Here is a 16,568-nt window from a genome sequence, read left to right on the forward strand (position 1 = left end):
TCATACAGGCTTCTTTAAATTTTAAAATTCGATTTCTCTAAGATTAGTTACAATAAAAACTGAATAAGTTTCACACAAATACGGCCAGTTTTTCGTTAAATTAGGTGATCACCCCATGAAATCTATTCAGTCCAGCCTATAAATCGCTGTAAACTTAGTTCAATTTTGATCTTGACTGACAACCGTGTCAGCCCACCGGCCTCAGGTTCTACTGTAAAAACAGCCCATCCGGCCCATGAAAATATTTAGGGAATGCAATGTCTAACAAGAGTTACAGCCGACTTTATCGTAACCTGACGCAAAAAATTCTAGATAAGATTGTGACCCCGCAAGTCCTGGGCAGCACCAGCGAACTGGAACAGAATCTGGCGCAGAATCAGCTACATACCCGTATCTGCTATGTACTGCAAGATGCCTCTTTAAGTAATACTGTACTGATTGATAAAGAAGCGCAAGCGCGTGGCCTGCCTTCGGTGTTTTCACCACTGATTTTAGGCCAGTACAATGAAGATAACTCGATGCTGGCACTGAATGAGCAGGATCATCCGCATGACAGCTATCATTATTCAGCCCGACTGATTCGTCTAATTGAGGCCTTGCAGCAGCATCCGGATCAGGATGTGCAGCTAGTGCCGGTAACTGTGCTCTGGGGTCGTGCGCCGGAATATGAAGATTCCTGGTTTAAAGCCCTGTTTGCCGATGCCTGGGCCAAACCGAACAAGCTGAAACAAACCCTGAATATTTCCTTATATGGCCGTGAAAACTATATTGAATTTCACAAGCCGGTATCGTTAAGAGCTTTGCTGGAAACCGCGCAGACCGAGCGCCCGAACTTTTCTCCGGCGCATTTTGTGGTGCAAACCCTGGACCAGAACTTTAACCAATATAAAGAAGCCATTTTAGGCCCTGACCTGTCCGACCGCCGCAACCTGATCAATAAACTAATGAAAACCGAGGCGGTGCAACAGGCGATTCGTAAAGAAAGTATTGATAAAAAAGTCAGCATGTTTGAGGCAGAAAACCGTGCCAAAAGCTATCTGACCGAAATTGTATCGGACTTTTCCTATTCGACTTTACGCTTTGCCGAGCTGGCACTGACCAAACTCTGGACCCAGCTCTATGACGGGATTGAAGTGCATCATTTCGATACCGTGCGTGAACTGGCCAAAGACTATGAAATTGTCTATACGCCGTGTCATCGCAGTCATATTGACTATCTGCTGCTGTCCTATGTGATTTTTAACCGTGGCCTGATGGTGCCGCATATTGCTGCCGGCATTAACCTGAATTTACCGGTGGTTGGGCAAATTTTACGTGGTGGCGGTGCCTATTTTATTCGCCGTACCTTTAGTGGTAATGCACTATATACATCGGTATTTAAGGAATATCTGCACAGCCTGCTGTCACGCAATACCCCGCTGGAATATTTTATTGAAGGTGGCCGTTCCCGTACCGGCTTATTGCTGCCACCGAAAAAAGGCATGCTGTCGATGACGGTGCAAAGCCATTTACGCGGTGCCACCAAACCGATTGCCTTTATTCCGACCTATTTTGGCTATGAAAAGCTGATGGAAGGTACCTCTTATTTAAATGAGCTGAATGGCAAGCCCAAAGAAGCTGAATCGTTATGGGGCATTCTGAACTCGGCGCGGAAAATTGAAAAAGTATTTGGCCAGGTCTATGTCAACTTCGGCGAACCGGTGTTCCTGGACCATATTCTGCAACAGAATCAGGCCGATCAAATCCAGCTTTCAATTCATGATGAATTGCCACGTCCAGTCATCAACACGGTTGATCAGGCAGCACGGGAAATTCTGGAAAATATCAATAAAGCGGTTGTAATTAACCCGATTTCGCTGATTTCCACCATCTTGCTGAATGCACCGCAACACGCCTTAAGCCAGGATGATTTACTGCGCCAGATTGAACAGTATCGTGAGCTGCTTAAAGCGACGCATTATGATGATCGCATGATTATCACCCAGCTGTCGGCACCGGAAATTATTGAATATGCGCTGAAACTGAAACAGGTTGAGCATTATCAGCAGGATAACCAGACCTGGATTCGTGTGGCCGAGAGTCAGCGTATTTTACTCAGCTACTTTAGCAATAATATTCTGCACTGCTTAAGCTTACCGGCACTGATTGCCCTGCTCGTGCAGGATATGCCGGCGATCACCACAGCGCAGCTTAAGCAGCACGTCAGCCGCTTATATCCATTCTTGAAATCGGAGCTGTTTTTAAAATGGTCGGCCACAGAACTTCCTGCACAGATTGACCGTATTCTCGACAGCATGCAGCAACTGGGCTGGATTGAGGTATCGGAGAACATTCAGCTGCTTGAACTCCAATCAACACATCCAATGCACAGTCTGGCAACGCTGGCACGCAGCAGCCTGAACAACTTTGTGTTGATTAGCCAATTATTGCAGGAATATGCCGAGCCGTATCAGTTAGATTTAAAAGCGCTGGAAAAAATGGCCAAAACCGTATTTAAACGGCTGGCAGAGTCAGGCAATTTAAACAGCGGCTATTACTTCGACAGTGCCACGTTAAAGAGCTTTATGGGCAGTTTACAACAGCTTGGACTGCTGGAGATGCAAGGTCAGCAGTTACAACTGAAACCACAATTTGATACAGAAATATCAGATTATCTGGGCTGGTATGCCCCTGAGCTGCAACAGCAGATTGCAGATAAGCTGCTGTTCTCCGAGAAAGAAATCAAACAGTTTAAAGAGTATAGTAAAAAATAAAGTATCAGATTCTCAGATATTATTGTGATACTAATCACACGACATTATCAGTTAATTTGATATATTTATTCACAAAAAACAATGGGGTTTTGGCGCTTTTATTCAGCGCTTTGCCCCGACTCGCTCTATACTAGCAGCAACGTGTTTTAGAGAAATTAACTATGAGTGATGGTCTTGAAATAGACGTAATGCGTGATTCTGCTGAAACTGTCGTAACGATTTTAAAATCGCTTGCCAATACCGACCGTCTATTGATTCTTTGCCATCTTTCCCAACAAGAGTTGAATGTATCGCAAATTGAGGAAATTACTCAAATTCGCCAGCCAACCCTGTCGCAACAGCTGATGATGCTGCGTAAAAGTGATGTGGTGAACACCCGCCGAGACGGTAAACAGATTTATTACACCATTAAAGATCCGAAACTGGTTGAAGTTCTCAGCACGCTCTATCGACTGTATTGCCCGGCTACCCCACTTTAATAAATTTTGCATAGGCAGATTTCTTAGCATTTTTTATGCATAATATATCTAAATTTATGATTTAGATTTTTATATGTCAGATTTTAAGTCACGCCTGCTCGATCGTTTACCCGCCTGGCAATGGTTAAAACATTATAATACCGTGACCCTGAAATCTGACCTGCTGGCCTCGCTGATTGTCATTGCAATGCTGGTGCCACAAGGTATGGCCTATGCCATGCTGGCCGGACTTCCACCGGTGATGGGACTGTATGCCAGTGTACTGCCGATGATCATCTATGCCTTTTTCGGCAGCAGTCCTACGCTTTCGATTGGCCCAGTGGCCATCATCTCCATGATGACCTTTGCCACTTTAAATCCCTTATTTGAAGTCGGCTCACCGGTGTATATTCAGGCCGCCTGTCTGCTGGCGCTGATGGTTGGGGTCATTTCCCTGCTGCTCGGTATGCTGCGCTTTGGCTTCCTGATCCAGCTGATCAGCCATCCGGTTATTAAAAGCTTTATTATTGCTTCGGCGCTGCTGATTGCGCTGGGTCAGTTAAAGTTTCTGTTTAATGTGCCGCTACAAACCAACAATATTCCGGAATTTGTGCTGAGTGTCTTTGAATATATCGGCCTGATGCATTGGGAAAGCCTGATCTTTGGTATTGCATCCATTCTGTTTTTGGTCTTCATGCCGAAGTTTTTTAATCTGGAAGCAGTCAAACAGCGCCTCGGGGCCAGCGGATTTATTATTAAATCTTTACCGCTGGTGCTGGTGGTGGTCTCCATTGCCCTGGTCTATTTCTTCAATCTGCAACAGGTCGGCATTAAAACTGTCGGTGAAATTCCTTCCGGTTTCCCGGCGCTGTCGATGCCGTTCTGGAATCTGGAGCTGGTACTGCAACTGTTACCCGGCGCCGCGATGATTGCCATGATCAGCTTTGTGGAGTCATTATCCATTGCCCAGGCCACCGCCTTGCAGCAACGTAGCCAGCTGAATAGCAATCAGGAACTCATTGCCTTGGGTGCAGCCAATATTGGGGCCGGCCTCAGTTCAGCCTTTCCGGTGACCGGCAGCCTATCACGTACCGTGGTCAATGCCGATGCTGGCGCCAAAACCTCTATGGCTGGCGTGCTGTCATCTTTGTTTATTGTGCTGGTCAGTCTGTATTTCACCGGTTTTTTCCGTGATCTGCCACTGACTGTACTGGCGGCAACCATTATTGTGTCAATCTGGAAACTGGTCGAGCTAAAACCGTTTATCGACACTTGGCGTTATTCCAAGGCTGATGGTCTGGCGATGTGGATTACCTTCTTCGGCGTGTTATTTATTGATATTTCTACCGGGCTGATTATCGGGATTGTTTCAACCTTTATTCTGCTGCTGTGGCGTATTAGCCGGCCGCATATTGCCGAAATTGGACTGGTCGAAGGCACCCAGCATTTCCGTAATATTCAGCGTCATCAGGTCATCACCTCGGCCAAAGTGCTGTCGATCCGGATTGATGAAGACCTGACCTTTTTAAACTCCAATACCTTAAAAGGTTTCCTGATTAATGCAGTCAGCCAGAAACCGGAACTGGAGCATGTGGTAATTAACGGTTCCAGTATTAGTGCCATTGATTTAAGTGCGCTGGAAATGCTGGAAGATCTGGACAATGAACTGAGAAAACTGAATATCCAGCTGCATTTTTCCGAAGTTAAAGGCCCGGTCATGGACAAACTGCAACGCTCTAAATTACTGAATCATTTAAGCGGTAAAATTTTCCTGACCCATTATCAGGCCATTCGCGAGCTGAGTCCGGACATCACCTAAAATGCCGGCACTGCCTGCTTTTCAGGCAATTATTCGCCCTAAAAAGCAGGCATAAGCATAAAAATATGAAAAAATCATGACTTTTGAACAGCTTAATTTTTCGAATATTCTATTTAAAAACAGCCATTTGATTTTTATATGATTTTTTTTGTAAGCTATTTAAATTTTCGGTATAAAATACATCGCTAATTTTTCCCTATATTGTCCGTAATTCAGACAAGGCCTTCCTATGTTCTCAGCATTTCTGCGCTTGAGCTTAGTCACTCGAATTCTGATCGCTATCATTTTAGGCGTGATAGTTGCGGTGGCTTTTCCACAATTTGCGCCCTACTTAAGCCTGCTCGGCGATTTGTTCATTAAAGCGCTTAAATCCGTGGCACCGATTCTGGTGTTTGTCCTGGTGTTATCCTCTATTGCCAATTTCAAGGTTGGCCATAGTGCGCATATCCGCCCGATTATGGTGATGTATACCGCAGGTATGTTCTTGGCTGCCCTGGCTGCAGTAATTGCCAGCAGCCTGTTCCCAAGCACGCTGTTCCTGGATATTCCGGCCAATACCGACATGCAACCACCGGGCAGTCTGGCTGAGATTTTAAAGAATCTGCTATTAAGTTTTGTGGCTAACCCGGTAACAGCAATTAGTGAAGCCAACTTTATTGGTATTCTGGCCTGGGCTGTGGCTCTAGGTGTGGCCTTCCGTCATGCAACAGACAATACCAAAGCCTTCCTGACCGATGCTGCAGATGCTGTGAATAAAGTGATCCGTCTGGTCATTAACTTTGCGCCGTTTGGTATTTTCGGTCTGGTGGCGGTGACTTTTGCCGAATCGGGTATGAGTACGCTGGTTAGCTATGCACAATTATTAACTGTGCTGATTGGTACCATGATTTTTGTGGCGCTGGTGATTAACCCGATGATGGTGGGCTTTGTCACCCGTTCAAATCCGTATCCACTGGTATTCAAATGTTTACGTGAAAGTGGCATTACCGCCTTCTTTACCCGTAGCTCTGCCGCTAACATTCCGGTAAACCTGGATTTGGCCAAGCGTTTAGGGGTACAGGAATCAACTGCCAGTGTCGCCATTCCATTGGGTGCTGCGATTAACATGGCTGGTGCTTCTGTAACCATTACTGTGCTGTCACTGGCGGCGGTAAATACTTTAGGCATTCAGGTTGACTTTAGCACCATGCTGATTTTATCCGTGGTCGCAACAGTTTCGGCTTGTGGTTCATCAGGTGTGGCCGGCGGTTCATTGCTGCTGATTCCGGTAGCATGTGGCCTGTTCGGAATTTCATCGGACATCGCTATGCAAGTGGTGGCCATTGGTATGGTGATTAGCGTGTTGCAGGATTCAACTGAAACTGCACTAAACTCATCTACCGATGTATTATTTACTGCCGCAGTTGATCGTAGTTTGCGTTAATATATGCACTACGTCTGTTGATTAATCAATGAATTATGCCATTTCAAAAATTACCGCTCTGGGTTCAGCTGGGTGCATTTTTTCTTTCTGTGAATGCAGGAATCATTAATGTTCTAGGACTGGTGACTGTGTTGCACCAGTCCGTTTCCCACATGACCGGTAATGTCAGCATGCTGGCAATGGCACTTTTGGACTGGCAATGGTCACAGGTAATTTATCTGTTTCTGGTCGTTGTCTGTTATGTGATTGGTTCATTTTATAGTGGACTTATCTTGGGAAATAGCCACTTTCTCCTCGGACGCCGTTATGGGCTGCCGCTGAGTTTAGTGGCTATTTTTATTCTGCTGTGCTGGATTTTACTGCCGTATTTCCCGCGTTATGCATTGCTCTGGGCCTGTGTAGCGATGGGCGTTCAAAACGCCATGATCAGCTATTACAAAGGCACCATCATCCGGACCACGCATTTATCCGGGGTATTGACCGATTTGGGTCTGGCCTTGGGCTATCGCGTGCGTGGCCTGCATGTTGGCAAACGCCGGGTGATTTTGCACCTGCTGATTTTAATTGGCTTCTTTATTGGCGGTCTGGTTGCGACAGCGGTTTATCCTTTATTACAATTAAACTCTTTCCTGGTGCCGGTGGCTTTAAGCTTTAGCTTAAGTCTGGTGTACTGGGTGATTTATTTTCGTTATCGACATTTTCAGAAATAGTTCGGACATTTTCTCATGGTCAAAAATGCATTACAGGCACAGTTACTCAAAGCAGGTTTAGTCGATAATAAAAAGGCTAAAAAACTGTCTAAACAGGCCGTACATGAGCAGCGCACAGGTGTGAGTAAAGATGCTGAAGTAAAAGCCAAAATCGAGCAGGACAAACAGCAGAAAATGGCCCGTGATCAGGCGCTGGAACAAGAGAAAAAAGCCGCCTTGCAGGAAAAAGAGCTGAAAGCTGCCATCATGCAAATGATCAACCAGCATAAAATCCGCGACACCGATGGCGACAGCGTGTATCAGTTTATTGATGGCACCATTAAAAAAGTCTACATCAACCAGCAGATTTATAATGCACTGGTGGCCGGCAGTCTGGTGATTGCCAAGGAAAATGAAGCTTATGCCTTCTTGCCAAAAGCGTTGGCAGAGCGTATTAACCAGAAAATGGAAGGCTTTATTCTGGTGAATAATTCACAAAGCAACGCAGATACCACCGATGAAGAAGATCCGTATGCGGCTTATGTGATTCCTGATGACCTGATGTGGTAAGCATTTCCAAGAAAACCGGCTTAGGCCGGTTTTTTATGGGCCGTTTCATGTGATTCAGACACGATTGAACGTAAGCAGATGCACAAGATATGTATAAAAATTTTATTAGAGGTTATAAATTTAAATATAAACCTTTAAACTCTATCACATTTTTAAAATGAATTAAGCGAGGATCACTTGGAACAGTTTGACGTCATCCAGAATCTGCAAGACTGGATAGATCAATACCCATGGCTAGAAATGCTGTCATCTCTCAGTATTGTGATTTTATTGGCAATTATTGCCAATTTTATTGCCAAGCAAGTGGTGGTACGCGGCATTCGCAAGCTTATTTCCAAACTTCCTTTTGCCCACAACGAAATTATTGCCGAACACAGCGTTATCCGCCGTATTGCCAATATTGTGCCGGCGATTGTGATCATGAACGGGATTACCACCGTTCCGCATTTGTCCGATAAAGCCATCACCTTTGTGCAGATGGGCGCGCAGGCCTTTATCTTCCTGACCATTGCCCTAGCCATTGGCGAATTGCTGAATATCTTTAATCTGATTTACCAGCGTAATCCTAAGTCACGCAATAAACCGATTAAGGGCTATTTGCAGCTGGTCAAGCTGATTATCTTTATTGTCTGTGGTCTGATGATTCTGGGCACTTTCCTGAAAAAAGATGTATTCACCTTGCTGGCCGGTTTTGGTGCCATGGCTGCGGTGCTGATGCTGGTGTTCCAGAATACGATTTTATCGCTGGTGGCTTCGGTACAGATTGCCTCTTATGACATGGTGCGTTTAGGGGACTGGATTGAAATGCCATCTTTAAATGCCGATGGTGATGTCATTGATATGTCATTACATACCGTCACAGTACAGAACTTTGACAAGACCATTACCACCATTCCGACCAATAAATTAATTACCGACACCTTTAAAAACTGGCGCGGTATGCAGGAAGCCGGTGCACGCCGGATTAAACGCTCGATTCATATTGATCAGAGCAGCGTGCATTTCATGAGCGCTGAAGAACAGGCCAAGCTGAAAGAGTTTATTTTGCTGGATCAGTATTTAAATACCAAAGCGGAAGAACTGGAGAAATTTAACCAGCAACTGAACAACCATGCCCAGTACAATCATCGTCGTCTGACCAATCTGGGAACGTTCCGTGCCTATGTTGAGTTTTATCTTCAGCAGCATCCGGGCATTAGCAAAAACCAGTCCCTGATGGTGCGTCAGCTGCAACCGACCAGCGAAGGCTTACCACTGGAGATTTATGCTTTTACCAATACCACGGTCTGGAAAGAGTATGAAAATATCCAGTCAGATATTATGGATCATTTACTGGCAATTATTCCGGAGTTTGGTTTACAGGTATATCAGGCGCCATCTGGAACCGATTTTAAAGAGTCGTTTAAAGCATCTTAAGTTTTTAGACTGAAACTAAACACATGAGAACCCACCGCTTGGTGGGTTTTCTTTTTCATCTTCCCTTTCGAATGTATCAGACTCATTTCCCTGTTCTTTCTTACCTAAACACTGCCCGCAGATGTTTACAATGACACAGCATTGCAGCAGTCTGTTTCCACGTATACTGAAATTAAGCTTATAAAAGAAAGAGGTACATCCTGCATGAAAATTAAAATGCCGTTGATCTTCGCCAGTGTTCTGCTTGCACTTTCAGCTCCTGCCTTTGCGGATGATGATCAGAAAATTATTGCGCAAGCAGCAAAAAATATTATGACCACTGCGCAGGCACTGAAAGCCGCGGCTGAAACACCGGTTACGGTATATGGCACTATTCATAAACATATTAAAGATGATATGTACCAGCTTCAGGATCAGACCGGCATCATCCATGTCGAAATTGATCATGATCTGGCGACACCGGCGCAATTGCTGAATCCGGGTAAAAAAGTCCGGGTGGTCGGTGAAGTGGATACACACCGTTATAAACCAACCGATATTGATGTAGTCGAGATTGAAATTCTGTAAGTTTCAGGCAGATATTTTCTGATCGAAGCTCGCAAAAATATGAGGTTTCTTTCAACTGCAAAGCCTTATTTATCTGCCTGATTTTAAAGCAGCACCGCCCTGAAAAGTTTTACTTTTCTTTTAAACTGGGTATTCTTGGCAATAAATCTGTTGTTTATCTCGCAAGCGGTAATCGTGATCAGTAGCGCATTGAATAGAACATGCTCTTCGTCTGTACAAGCCGCATGGCCGATACCAATGATGATCATCAATCTGCTTGCTCAAAAGGACATTGTGTATGTTTAAGTGGTTCGAGAGCCTGGTTAATCCATACCCCACCAAAGGTTTAAATAAACCACTACCTACCCGTTTTTTTCCTTTTGTCTGGCAGGCCGCGCGCGGTGTTCGTCCGTACTTATTGCTATTGGTGCTGTGTACCGCAGGTGCTGCAAGTTTTGAAGCCCTGCTCTATGCCAAAATTGGCGAGCTGGTGAACTGGCTCAGTCAAAGTCAGCCAGATACCTTTCTGGCCGAACATCAAACCAATCTGACTATTCTGACTTTTATCCTGCTGGCCAATATTTTCTTTGCTAGTTTGCAATCCATTATCAAACATCAGATTTTATATAGTAATTTCCCGATGCGCCTGCGCTGGCGTTTTCACAACTTACTGCTGCGTCAAAGTCTGGATTTTTTCCATAATGATTTTGCCGGGCGGCTATCGGCCAAAGTCATGCAAACAGCGCTGGCGGTACGAGAATTCTGGATTATTCTGGGCGATATGCTGGCCTATGTGGTGATTTACTTTATTACCATCAGCGTGGTGTTAGGCGCCATTTCACCTATGCTGATTATCCCGTTGCTGGTATGGCTGGGCCTGTTTATTGCCGCAGCCAGTTATTTTATTCCACGTTTAAGCAGAATCTCCAATAGCCAGGCTGATGCCCGCGCCGTCATGACCGGCCGCGTGACCGATGCCTATACCAACATCCAGACCGTGAAACTGTTTGCCCATGCCGGCCGCGAAAGCCAGTATGCCAAAGAATCCATGCAGGAATTTATGGTCACGGTCTATAAGCAGATGCGTTTGGGCGCACAGTATGAAATCAGCATTAACCTGCTGACGGTTGTGCTGTATGTCGGTGTGCTGGGTACGGCGCTGTGGTTATGGATGAATGGCCAGGCAGAACTCGGCATTATTGCCGCCACCACCGCCATGATTCTCAAGCTGAACAGCATTGCTGAATTTATGATGTGGCAAACCTCGGCGCTGTTTGAAAATGTCGGTACCATTCAAGACGGGATGAAAACCCTCGGCCGCCCGATCACAATTGAAGATAAACCGGATGCCAAAACCTTGAATGTCGCGCAAGGTGAAATCAAATTTGAAAATGTCAGCTTTGCCTATAATGACAAAAACGTAATTGAGCAGTTTAACCTGACCATCCGTCCGGGTGAAAAAATCGGGATTGTCGGACGTTCCGGTGCCGGGAAATCGACCCTCATCCAGCTGTTACTGCATTTTTATCAGATTAATCAGGGCCGGATTCTGATTGATGGTCAGGATATTGTCGATGTCACCCAGGACAGCCTGCGTAAGAATATCGCGCTGGTAACACAGGATACGTCGCTGCTGCATCGTACCGTGGCTGAAAATATTAAATATGGCCGCCCTGATGCCAGCGATGAAGAGATGTATGCTGCAGTGGCCAAAGCCAAGGCTGAAGAATTTATTCCGCAGCTGACCGATTTACGTGGCAAACGCGGTTATGAAGCCTATGTGGGTGAACGCGGCGTGAAACTGTCGGGCGGACAACGTCAGCGGATTGCGATTGCCCGGGTATTCTTAAAAGATGCGCCCATTTTAATTCTGGATGAAGCCACCAGTGCGCTGGATTCTGAAGTTGAAGCCGCAATTCAGTCCAGTCTGGATGAACTGATGCAAGGTAAAACCGTTATTGCGATTGCTCACCGTTTATCGACCATTGCGCAGATGGATCGCCTGATTGTGCTGGATCAGGGTCAGATTGCCGAACAAGGCACGCATGATGAACTGGTGGCACTGAACGGAATTTACGCTCAGCTGTGGCAACGCCAAACTGGTGGCTTTCTGATTGAGCAACAACAATTAAAGCAAAAACAAGGAACCTGATATGTTGTATCTGGAAGATTTGAAGGTGGGTGATCACTTTGTCAGTCGTGACTACGAAATGACTTTAGAAGAAATTCAGCAGTTTGCCCACCTGTATGACCCACAAATTTTCCATACCGATGTGCAGCAAGCCGCGCAGCATCCGGTATTTCAAGGCATTGCCGCCAGTGGCTGGCATACTGCCGCGGTAACCATGCGTTTATGGACCGAATGTTTTCCGGTGGCACATGGCCTGATTGGTTCAGAATCCAGTCTGCGCTGGCCGCGTCCGACCCGTCCGGGTGACCTGATTCATGTTGATGTTGAAATTACCGCCATCAGTCCATCAAAAACCAAGCTGGACCGTGGTCTGGTCAGTTATGTGACACAGGCCTTAAACCAGCATGGTGAAGTTTTACTGATTTCGACCACCAAAATTGTGGTGTTCCGGCGGGATGCACAGGTGGCCTAAGCAGTCATTTTGTCAAACAATTTTTCTAGTTTTCCGGTTTTTTTCATGCCAATATAGGCAAGCAAATTTAAAAAATAATACTCATTAGTGCAATGGACCGTGCATGAAAACACTTTTACCGCGTCAGGATCAGGGTGTTCCTGGTGTTTATGGCTTACTTATTCTGGATGTTGTTTCCCGTTGGGGATATAACGCTGAAACCTTTTTTGCTCCCTTCCATCTGACCACTGAACAACTGGCCGATCCTGACTTTCGGATTCCGACCAGCATGGCCAATGACATGGTCAAACATGCGCTGTATCTCACCGGTGAATCGACGCTGGGCTATCATTTAGGCACGCAAATGCGCATCTCGATTCATGGCTTTATCGGCTATGCGATTATGACTGCCAATGATATTAGTGATGCTTTAATGCTGGCCAACCGCTTTATTCAGCTGCGGATGCCCTTTTTACAGCTGTTTTTCTCTACCTTTGGTGAAAAAGCCACCCTGCAGCTGCAAGGTGAAATTGATCTGGAACCGCTCAGAACCGAAATTGCGATTGCACTGATTATTGGCATGATCACCATGGCCAAAGCCATTACCGGCATGGAGCATCTTTCTGGTGAAGTCGATTTTGATTTCCCGGAACCGCTGGGCTTTGAAAAATATGCAGCCAAATTCCCGAATCACAGTTTCCGTTTTGACCAGCCCTATCTGATCTTGAGTTTTGACAAGCAGTATTTGGGGCTGAAAATGATTCATGCCGATCCTATTGCCAGCCAGATTGCCATTAACCAGTGCGAAGCCGAACTTTCTGCCTTGGGTGAACGGCGCCGCCTGTCGATGCGCGTGCGCGATATTCTGACCAATTCCGAACAGCATTATTTAAGTATCGAGCATGTCGCCGACCAGCTGCATATGTCAGATCGCACCCTGAAACGCCAGCTGGCAGCCGAAGGCACCTCTTTTTCTACCCTGGTTGATGAAGTCCGTTACCGGCATGCCACCTCGCTGCTGTCACGTACCGATTACACCCTGGAACAGATTGCCGATGAACTGGGTTATAGCGATGTCGCCAATTTTAGCCGCGCCTTTAAGCGCTGGAGTGGCCGCAGTCCAAGCAACTGGCGTAAAGATCCGTATTTATAAAACTTTTGTTTTTCTGCAAAAGCATGTATAAACATGCCAAAAATGATTTAAATAGTTAAGGAGTCATCATGAATCACCCTTCAGAACTGAAATATGCACGTACACACGAATGGGTACGCATTGAAGGTGATCTTGTTGTTACAGGTATTTCTGATCATGCTCAAGATGCACTGGGCGATCTGGTCTATGTCGAAGCACCTGAAGTGGGCCAGCAAGTGACCGCGGGTGAACAAGCTGGTGTGGTGGAATCTGTGAAAACTGCGTCTGACATTCACGCACCAGTATCCGGCACAGTGGTTGAAATTAACCCTGCGCTGGAAGATGACCCGGATTTTGTGAATGATGAGCCGTATGGCAAAGGCTGGATTTATAAAATCAAGCCAGACAACCTGGCCGATGTCGAAAAACTGCTTTCAAGCAGCGAATATGAAGCCGGTTTATAAAAAATAATCTTGCAAGAAGATCAGCCTACGGGCTGATTTTTTTAGCTTAAAAGCCAAATTAAGTGCAATAAATATCATATTGAGATAATTTAATTAATGAAATCTAATAAACACCATTAAAATAAACATAGATTATAGCAATACTATATTTTTACCATAAAGTAATTTAAGATAGGCCTTGTCTCTCCCATGTACCAATAGCGGCAGATCAGCACAACAACAAACGCCCTATTGATCCCAGCACAAAGGTTTAATATGTCAAACACCGCGTCACAGCCTTTATGGAACAAACCTTTTCTTCTGTGTTTTTCCAATAACCTGTTTCTGTTTATTTTCTATTTTGCCCAGACCACCATTTTGCCAATTTATATCCTGAATGAGCTGAACGGTTCACTGGCACAGGCCGGTCTGGCCATGACCCTGTTTATGGTGTCCTCTATTCTGGTGCGGCCATTTAGCGGGTTGATTATTGAAAAGCTGGGCCGTAAAAAGACCTTGTTCCTGTCCGAAAGCATGTTCTGCCTGCTGTCTTTTGCCTATATTTTTGCTGACAACCTGACCCTGCTGCTGATCATCCGTTTTATTCATGGTATCTGGTTCAGTATTTTAACCACCGTTACCGTACCAATTGCCAATGACTTTATTCCGGAGCAGCGTAAAGGTGAAGGTATGGGTTATTTTGTTATGTCGGTGAATTTAGGGATTGTCCTCGGACCTTTGCTGGGCATTTCCTTAATCCAGACTTGGTCCTATAGCATTATTGCTACTGTATTGGCGGTGATTATTAGCCTGGGCTTTGCCTTCTGTTTTATGATTCCGCTACGTGAGCCAGAAAAAACCGATACTGCTGCAACTGTTCGCCGTAAGCTATCGCTGCATGACTTTATGGAGAAAAAGGCTTTAACAGTTTCAGTGATGGCGATGCTGGTGGCCTTTTCCTATGCCAGTATCATGTCTTTTATTTCCACCTATGCCGAAGAAAAAGACCTGCTCAGTTATGCCAGTATGTTCTTTATTGTGTTCGCCATTTCCATGATGAGCCTGCGCCCGATTACCGGGAAAATTTATGACCGTTATGGTCCGCGCTATGTGATTTATCCTTCAATCTTAATGTTTGCCGCAGGTCTGGCATTGCTCAGCCAGATGCAGGGTGTGGTCAGTTTTATGGTCTCTGCGATCTTTATTGGGATGGGATTCGGCACCTTGCAACCATGTTTACAAACCTTGGCGATTCAGCGCGCGCCTAAATCGCGGATTGGCCATGCCACCTCAACTTTCTTCACCTGCTACGATATTGGCATTGCCCTCGGTTCGCTACTGGTCGGCTTACTGATTAGCTGGCAAGGCTATAGTATCACCTATCTGGTCTGTGCCGGGGTGGTGTTGTCGAGTCTGCTCTTTTATAAGTTTGTGGTTAATCACCCAGCCACGGCCTAAATAAAAAACGCCCAAATTGGGCGTTTTATTTTTTAAGTGATGCTAGATAAATTTCAGCTTAAGCACTCTGTTGAGGAGCAGATTCCGTATCTTCATCTTCCGGTTTTGGCTCTTCCAGCATGCTAAAGCTCATAGCTGGCGAAGCTTCGCTTGGCCGGTTACTTTTCAATTTAATCTGTAAGCGCAATTCATTCATCGAATCGGCATTACGAATTGCTTCTTCATAGGAAATCGCGCCTTCATTATACAAATCAAATAGAGCCTGATCAAACGTCTGCATGCCCAGTTCACGCGATTTGCCCATAATCGACTTTAACTCATGGAACTGGCCTTTTAAAATCAGTTCAGAAATCAGCGGCGTATTCAGCATAATCTCGACTGCCGCACGGCGGCCTTTACCATCTTCGGTACGCACCAGACGCTGGGAAATAATGGCCTTCATATTGGACGACAGATCCATCAGCAACTGGTTACGGCGCTCTTCCGGGAAAAAGTTGATAATCCGGTCCAGCGTCTGGTTGGCGTTATTGGCATGCAAGGTGCCCAAACATAAATGCCCGGTTTCAGCAAAGGCAATCGCATGTTCCATGGTTTCGGTGTCGCGGATCTCGCCAATTAAAATCACATCCGGTGCCTGACGTAAGGTATTTTTCAGCGCATTGTGCCAGGAATGGCTGTCGACCCCGACTTCACGATGGGTAATCATCGACTTTTTATGCTTGTGCACATATTCCACCGGGTCTTCCACGGTAATAATATGCCCGGCTGAATTTTCATTACGATGATCAATCATCGCCGCCAGAGAGGTCGATTTACCTGAACCGGTTCCCCCCACCACCAGCACCAGACCACGCTTTTCCATAATAATATGCTTCAGCGATTCCGGCAGTTTCAGCTGACTAAAGTTTGGAATTTCCGCGCTAATGGTTCGAATTACCATCCCGACATGCAGCTGCTGTTGAAACACATTGACCCGAAAACGCGATACCTCCGGCACACTAATGGCAAAGTTGCATTCCAGATCAGTTTCAAACTCGCTACGCTGTTTTTCATTCATGAGGCTGTAGGCAAACAGCTTGGTTTTTTCTGCGGTCAGCGCCTGTTGTCCCAGCGCTTTCATCATGCCCTGATGTTTAATGCTCGGTGGAAAATCCGCGGTAATAAATAAATCTGATCCCCCAAACTCAACCACTTTGCTGAGCATATGAAACATAAACTTACGCGCATCTTCGAGTAATTCTGCACTGTACATCATCAATTATTCACTATCTGTTCTGTC

The 16,568-nt window shown here is 45.6% G+C and carries 15 protein-coding genes; 13 read left to right on the top strand and 2 right to left on the bottom strand.

Going from position 1 to position 16,568, the window contains the following annotated elements; all coding sequences use genetic code 11:
• Positions 1-257: 257 nt before the first annotated feature.
• The 8 genes from plsB (at position 258) to P253_RS04335 (ending at position 9,695) form a co-directional block, all read left to right on the top strand.
• Positions 258-2,753: a glycerol-3-phosphate 1-O-acyltransferase PlsB gene (gene plsB, locus P253_RS04300; protein ID WP_016658092.1), complete on the top strand. Its 2,496-nt coding sequence runs from the start codon at positions 258-260 to the stop codon at positions 2,751-2,753.
• Between the two features lie 161 nt (positions 2,754-2,914).
• A complete protein-coding gene (locus P253_RS04305; RefSeq protein ID WP_005178157.1) occupies positions 2,915-3,232 on the top strand; it encodes an ArsR/SmtB family transcription factor in 318 nt (105 codons plus the stop codon).
• Between the two features lie 73 nt (positions 3,233-3,305).
• Positions 3,306-5,030: a SulP family inorganic anion transporter gene (locus P253_RS04310; protein ID WP_016658091.1), complete on the top strand. Its 1,725-nt coding sequence runs from the start codon at positions 3,306-3,308 to the stop codon at positions 5,028-5,030.
• A gap of 229 nt (positions 5,031-5,259) precedes the next feature.
• On the top strand, positions 5,260-6,453 hold the full coding sequence (sstT, locus tag P253_RS04315; protein WP_005178165.1) for a serine/threonine transporter SstT: 1,194 nt from the start codon (positions 5,260-5,262) through the stop codon (positions 6,451-6,453).
• A gap of 35 nt (positions 6,454-6,488) precedes the next feature.
• On the top strand, positions 6,489-7,163 hold the full coding sequence (locus P253_RS04320) for a YoaK family protein (protein ID WP_005178167.1): 675 nt from the start codon (positions 6,489-6,491) through the stop codon (positions 7,161-7,163).
• Between the two features lie 15 nt (positions 7,164-7,178).
• Entirely contained in the window at positions 7,179-7,712 is a 534-nt protein-coding gene (locus P253_RS04325) for a DUF2058 domain-containing protein (RefSeq protein ID WP_016658090.1), read from the top strand.
• 177 nt (positions 7,713-7,889) lie between these two features.
• On the top strand, positions 7,890-9,128 hold the full coding sequence (locus P253_RS04330) for a mechanosensitive ion channel family protein (RefSeq protein ID WP_016658089.1): 1,239 nt from the start codon (positions 7,890-7,892) through the stop codon (positions 9,126-9,128).
• 204 nt (positions 9,129-9,332) lie between these two features.
• A complete protein-coding gene (locus P253_RS04335) occupies positions 9,333-9,695 on the top strand; it encodes a NirD/YgiW/YdeI family stress tolerance protein (RefSeq protein ID WP_016658088.1) in 363 nt (120 codons plus the stop codon).
• Positions 9,696-9,778: 83 nt separating this feature from the next.
• On the opposite strand, the gene P253_RS15735 is transcribed toward P253_RS04335, so the two are convergent.
• Complete coding sequence (locus P253_RS15735) at positions 9,779-9,943, bottom strand: hypothetical protein (protein ID WP_155757083.1); 165 nt, start codon at positions 9,941-9,943, stop codon at positions 9,779-9,781.
• A 29-nt stretch (positions 9,944-9,972) separates the two neighbouring features.
• On the opposite strand from P253_RS15735, the gene P253_RS04340 reads away from it, so the two are divergent.
• The 5 genes from P253_RS04340 to P253_RS04360 all read left to right on the top strand — a co-directional run bounded on the left by P253_RS04340 (position 9,973) and on the right by P253_RS04360 (position 15,289).
• A complete protein-coding gene (locus P253_RS04340; protein ID WP_005178171.1) occupies positions 9,973-11,826 on the top strand; it encodes an ABC transporter ATP-binding protein in 1,854 nt (617 codons plus the stop codon).
• 1 nt (position 11,827) lies between these two features.
• On the top strand, positions 11,828-12,277 hold the full coding sequence (locus P253_RS04345; protein WP_016658087.1) for a MaoC family dehydratase: 450 nt from the start codon (positions 11,828-11,830) through the stop codon (positions 12,275-12,277).
• Between the two features lie 103 nt (positions 12,278-12,380).
• A complete protein-coding gene (locus P253_RS04350; protein ID WP_005178175.1) occupies positions 12,381-13,409 on the top strand; it encodes a helix-turn-helix transcriptional regulator in 1,029 nt (342 codons plus the stop codon).
• Between the two features lie 68 nt (positions 13,410-13,477).
• Positions 13,478-13,852 (top strand): glycine cleavage system protein GcvH, encoded by a 375-nt coding sequence (gene gcvH, locus P253_RS04355; protein WP_005178176.1) that lies wholly within the window; start codon positions 13,478-13,480, stop codon positions 13,850-13,852.
• A 255-nt stretch (positions 13,853-14,107) separates the two neighbouring features.
• Positions 14,108-15,289 (top strand): MFS transporter, encoded by a 1,182-nt coding sequence (locus P253_RS04360; RefSeq protein ID WP_016658086.1) that lies wholly within the window; start codon positions 14,108-14,110, stop codon positions 15,287-15,289.
• Positions 15,290-15,347: 58 nt separating this feature from the next.
• On the opposite strand, the gene P253_RS04365 is transcribed toward P253_RS04360, so the two are convergent.
• On the bottom strand, positions 15,348-16,541 hold the full coding sequence (locus P253_RS04365) for a PilT/PilU family type 4a pilus ATPase (RefSeq protein ID WP_016658085.1): 1,194 nt from the start codon (positions 16,539-16,541) through the stop codon (positions 15,348-15,350).
• Positions 16,542-16,568 lie beyond the last annotated feature (27 nt).

The organism is Acinetobacter indicus CIP 110367 (assembly GCF_000488255.1).
GTDB lineage: Bacteria > Pseudomonadota > Gammaproteobacteria > Pseudomonadales > Moraxellaceae > Acinetobacter > Acinetobacter indicus.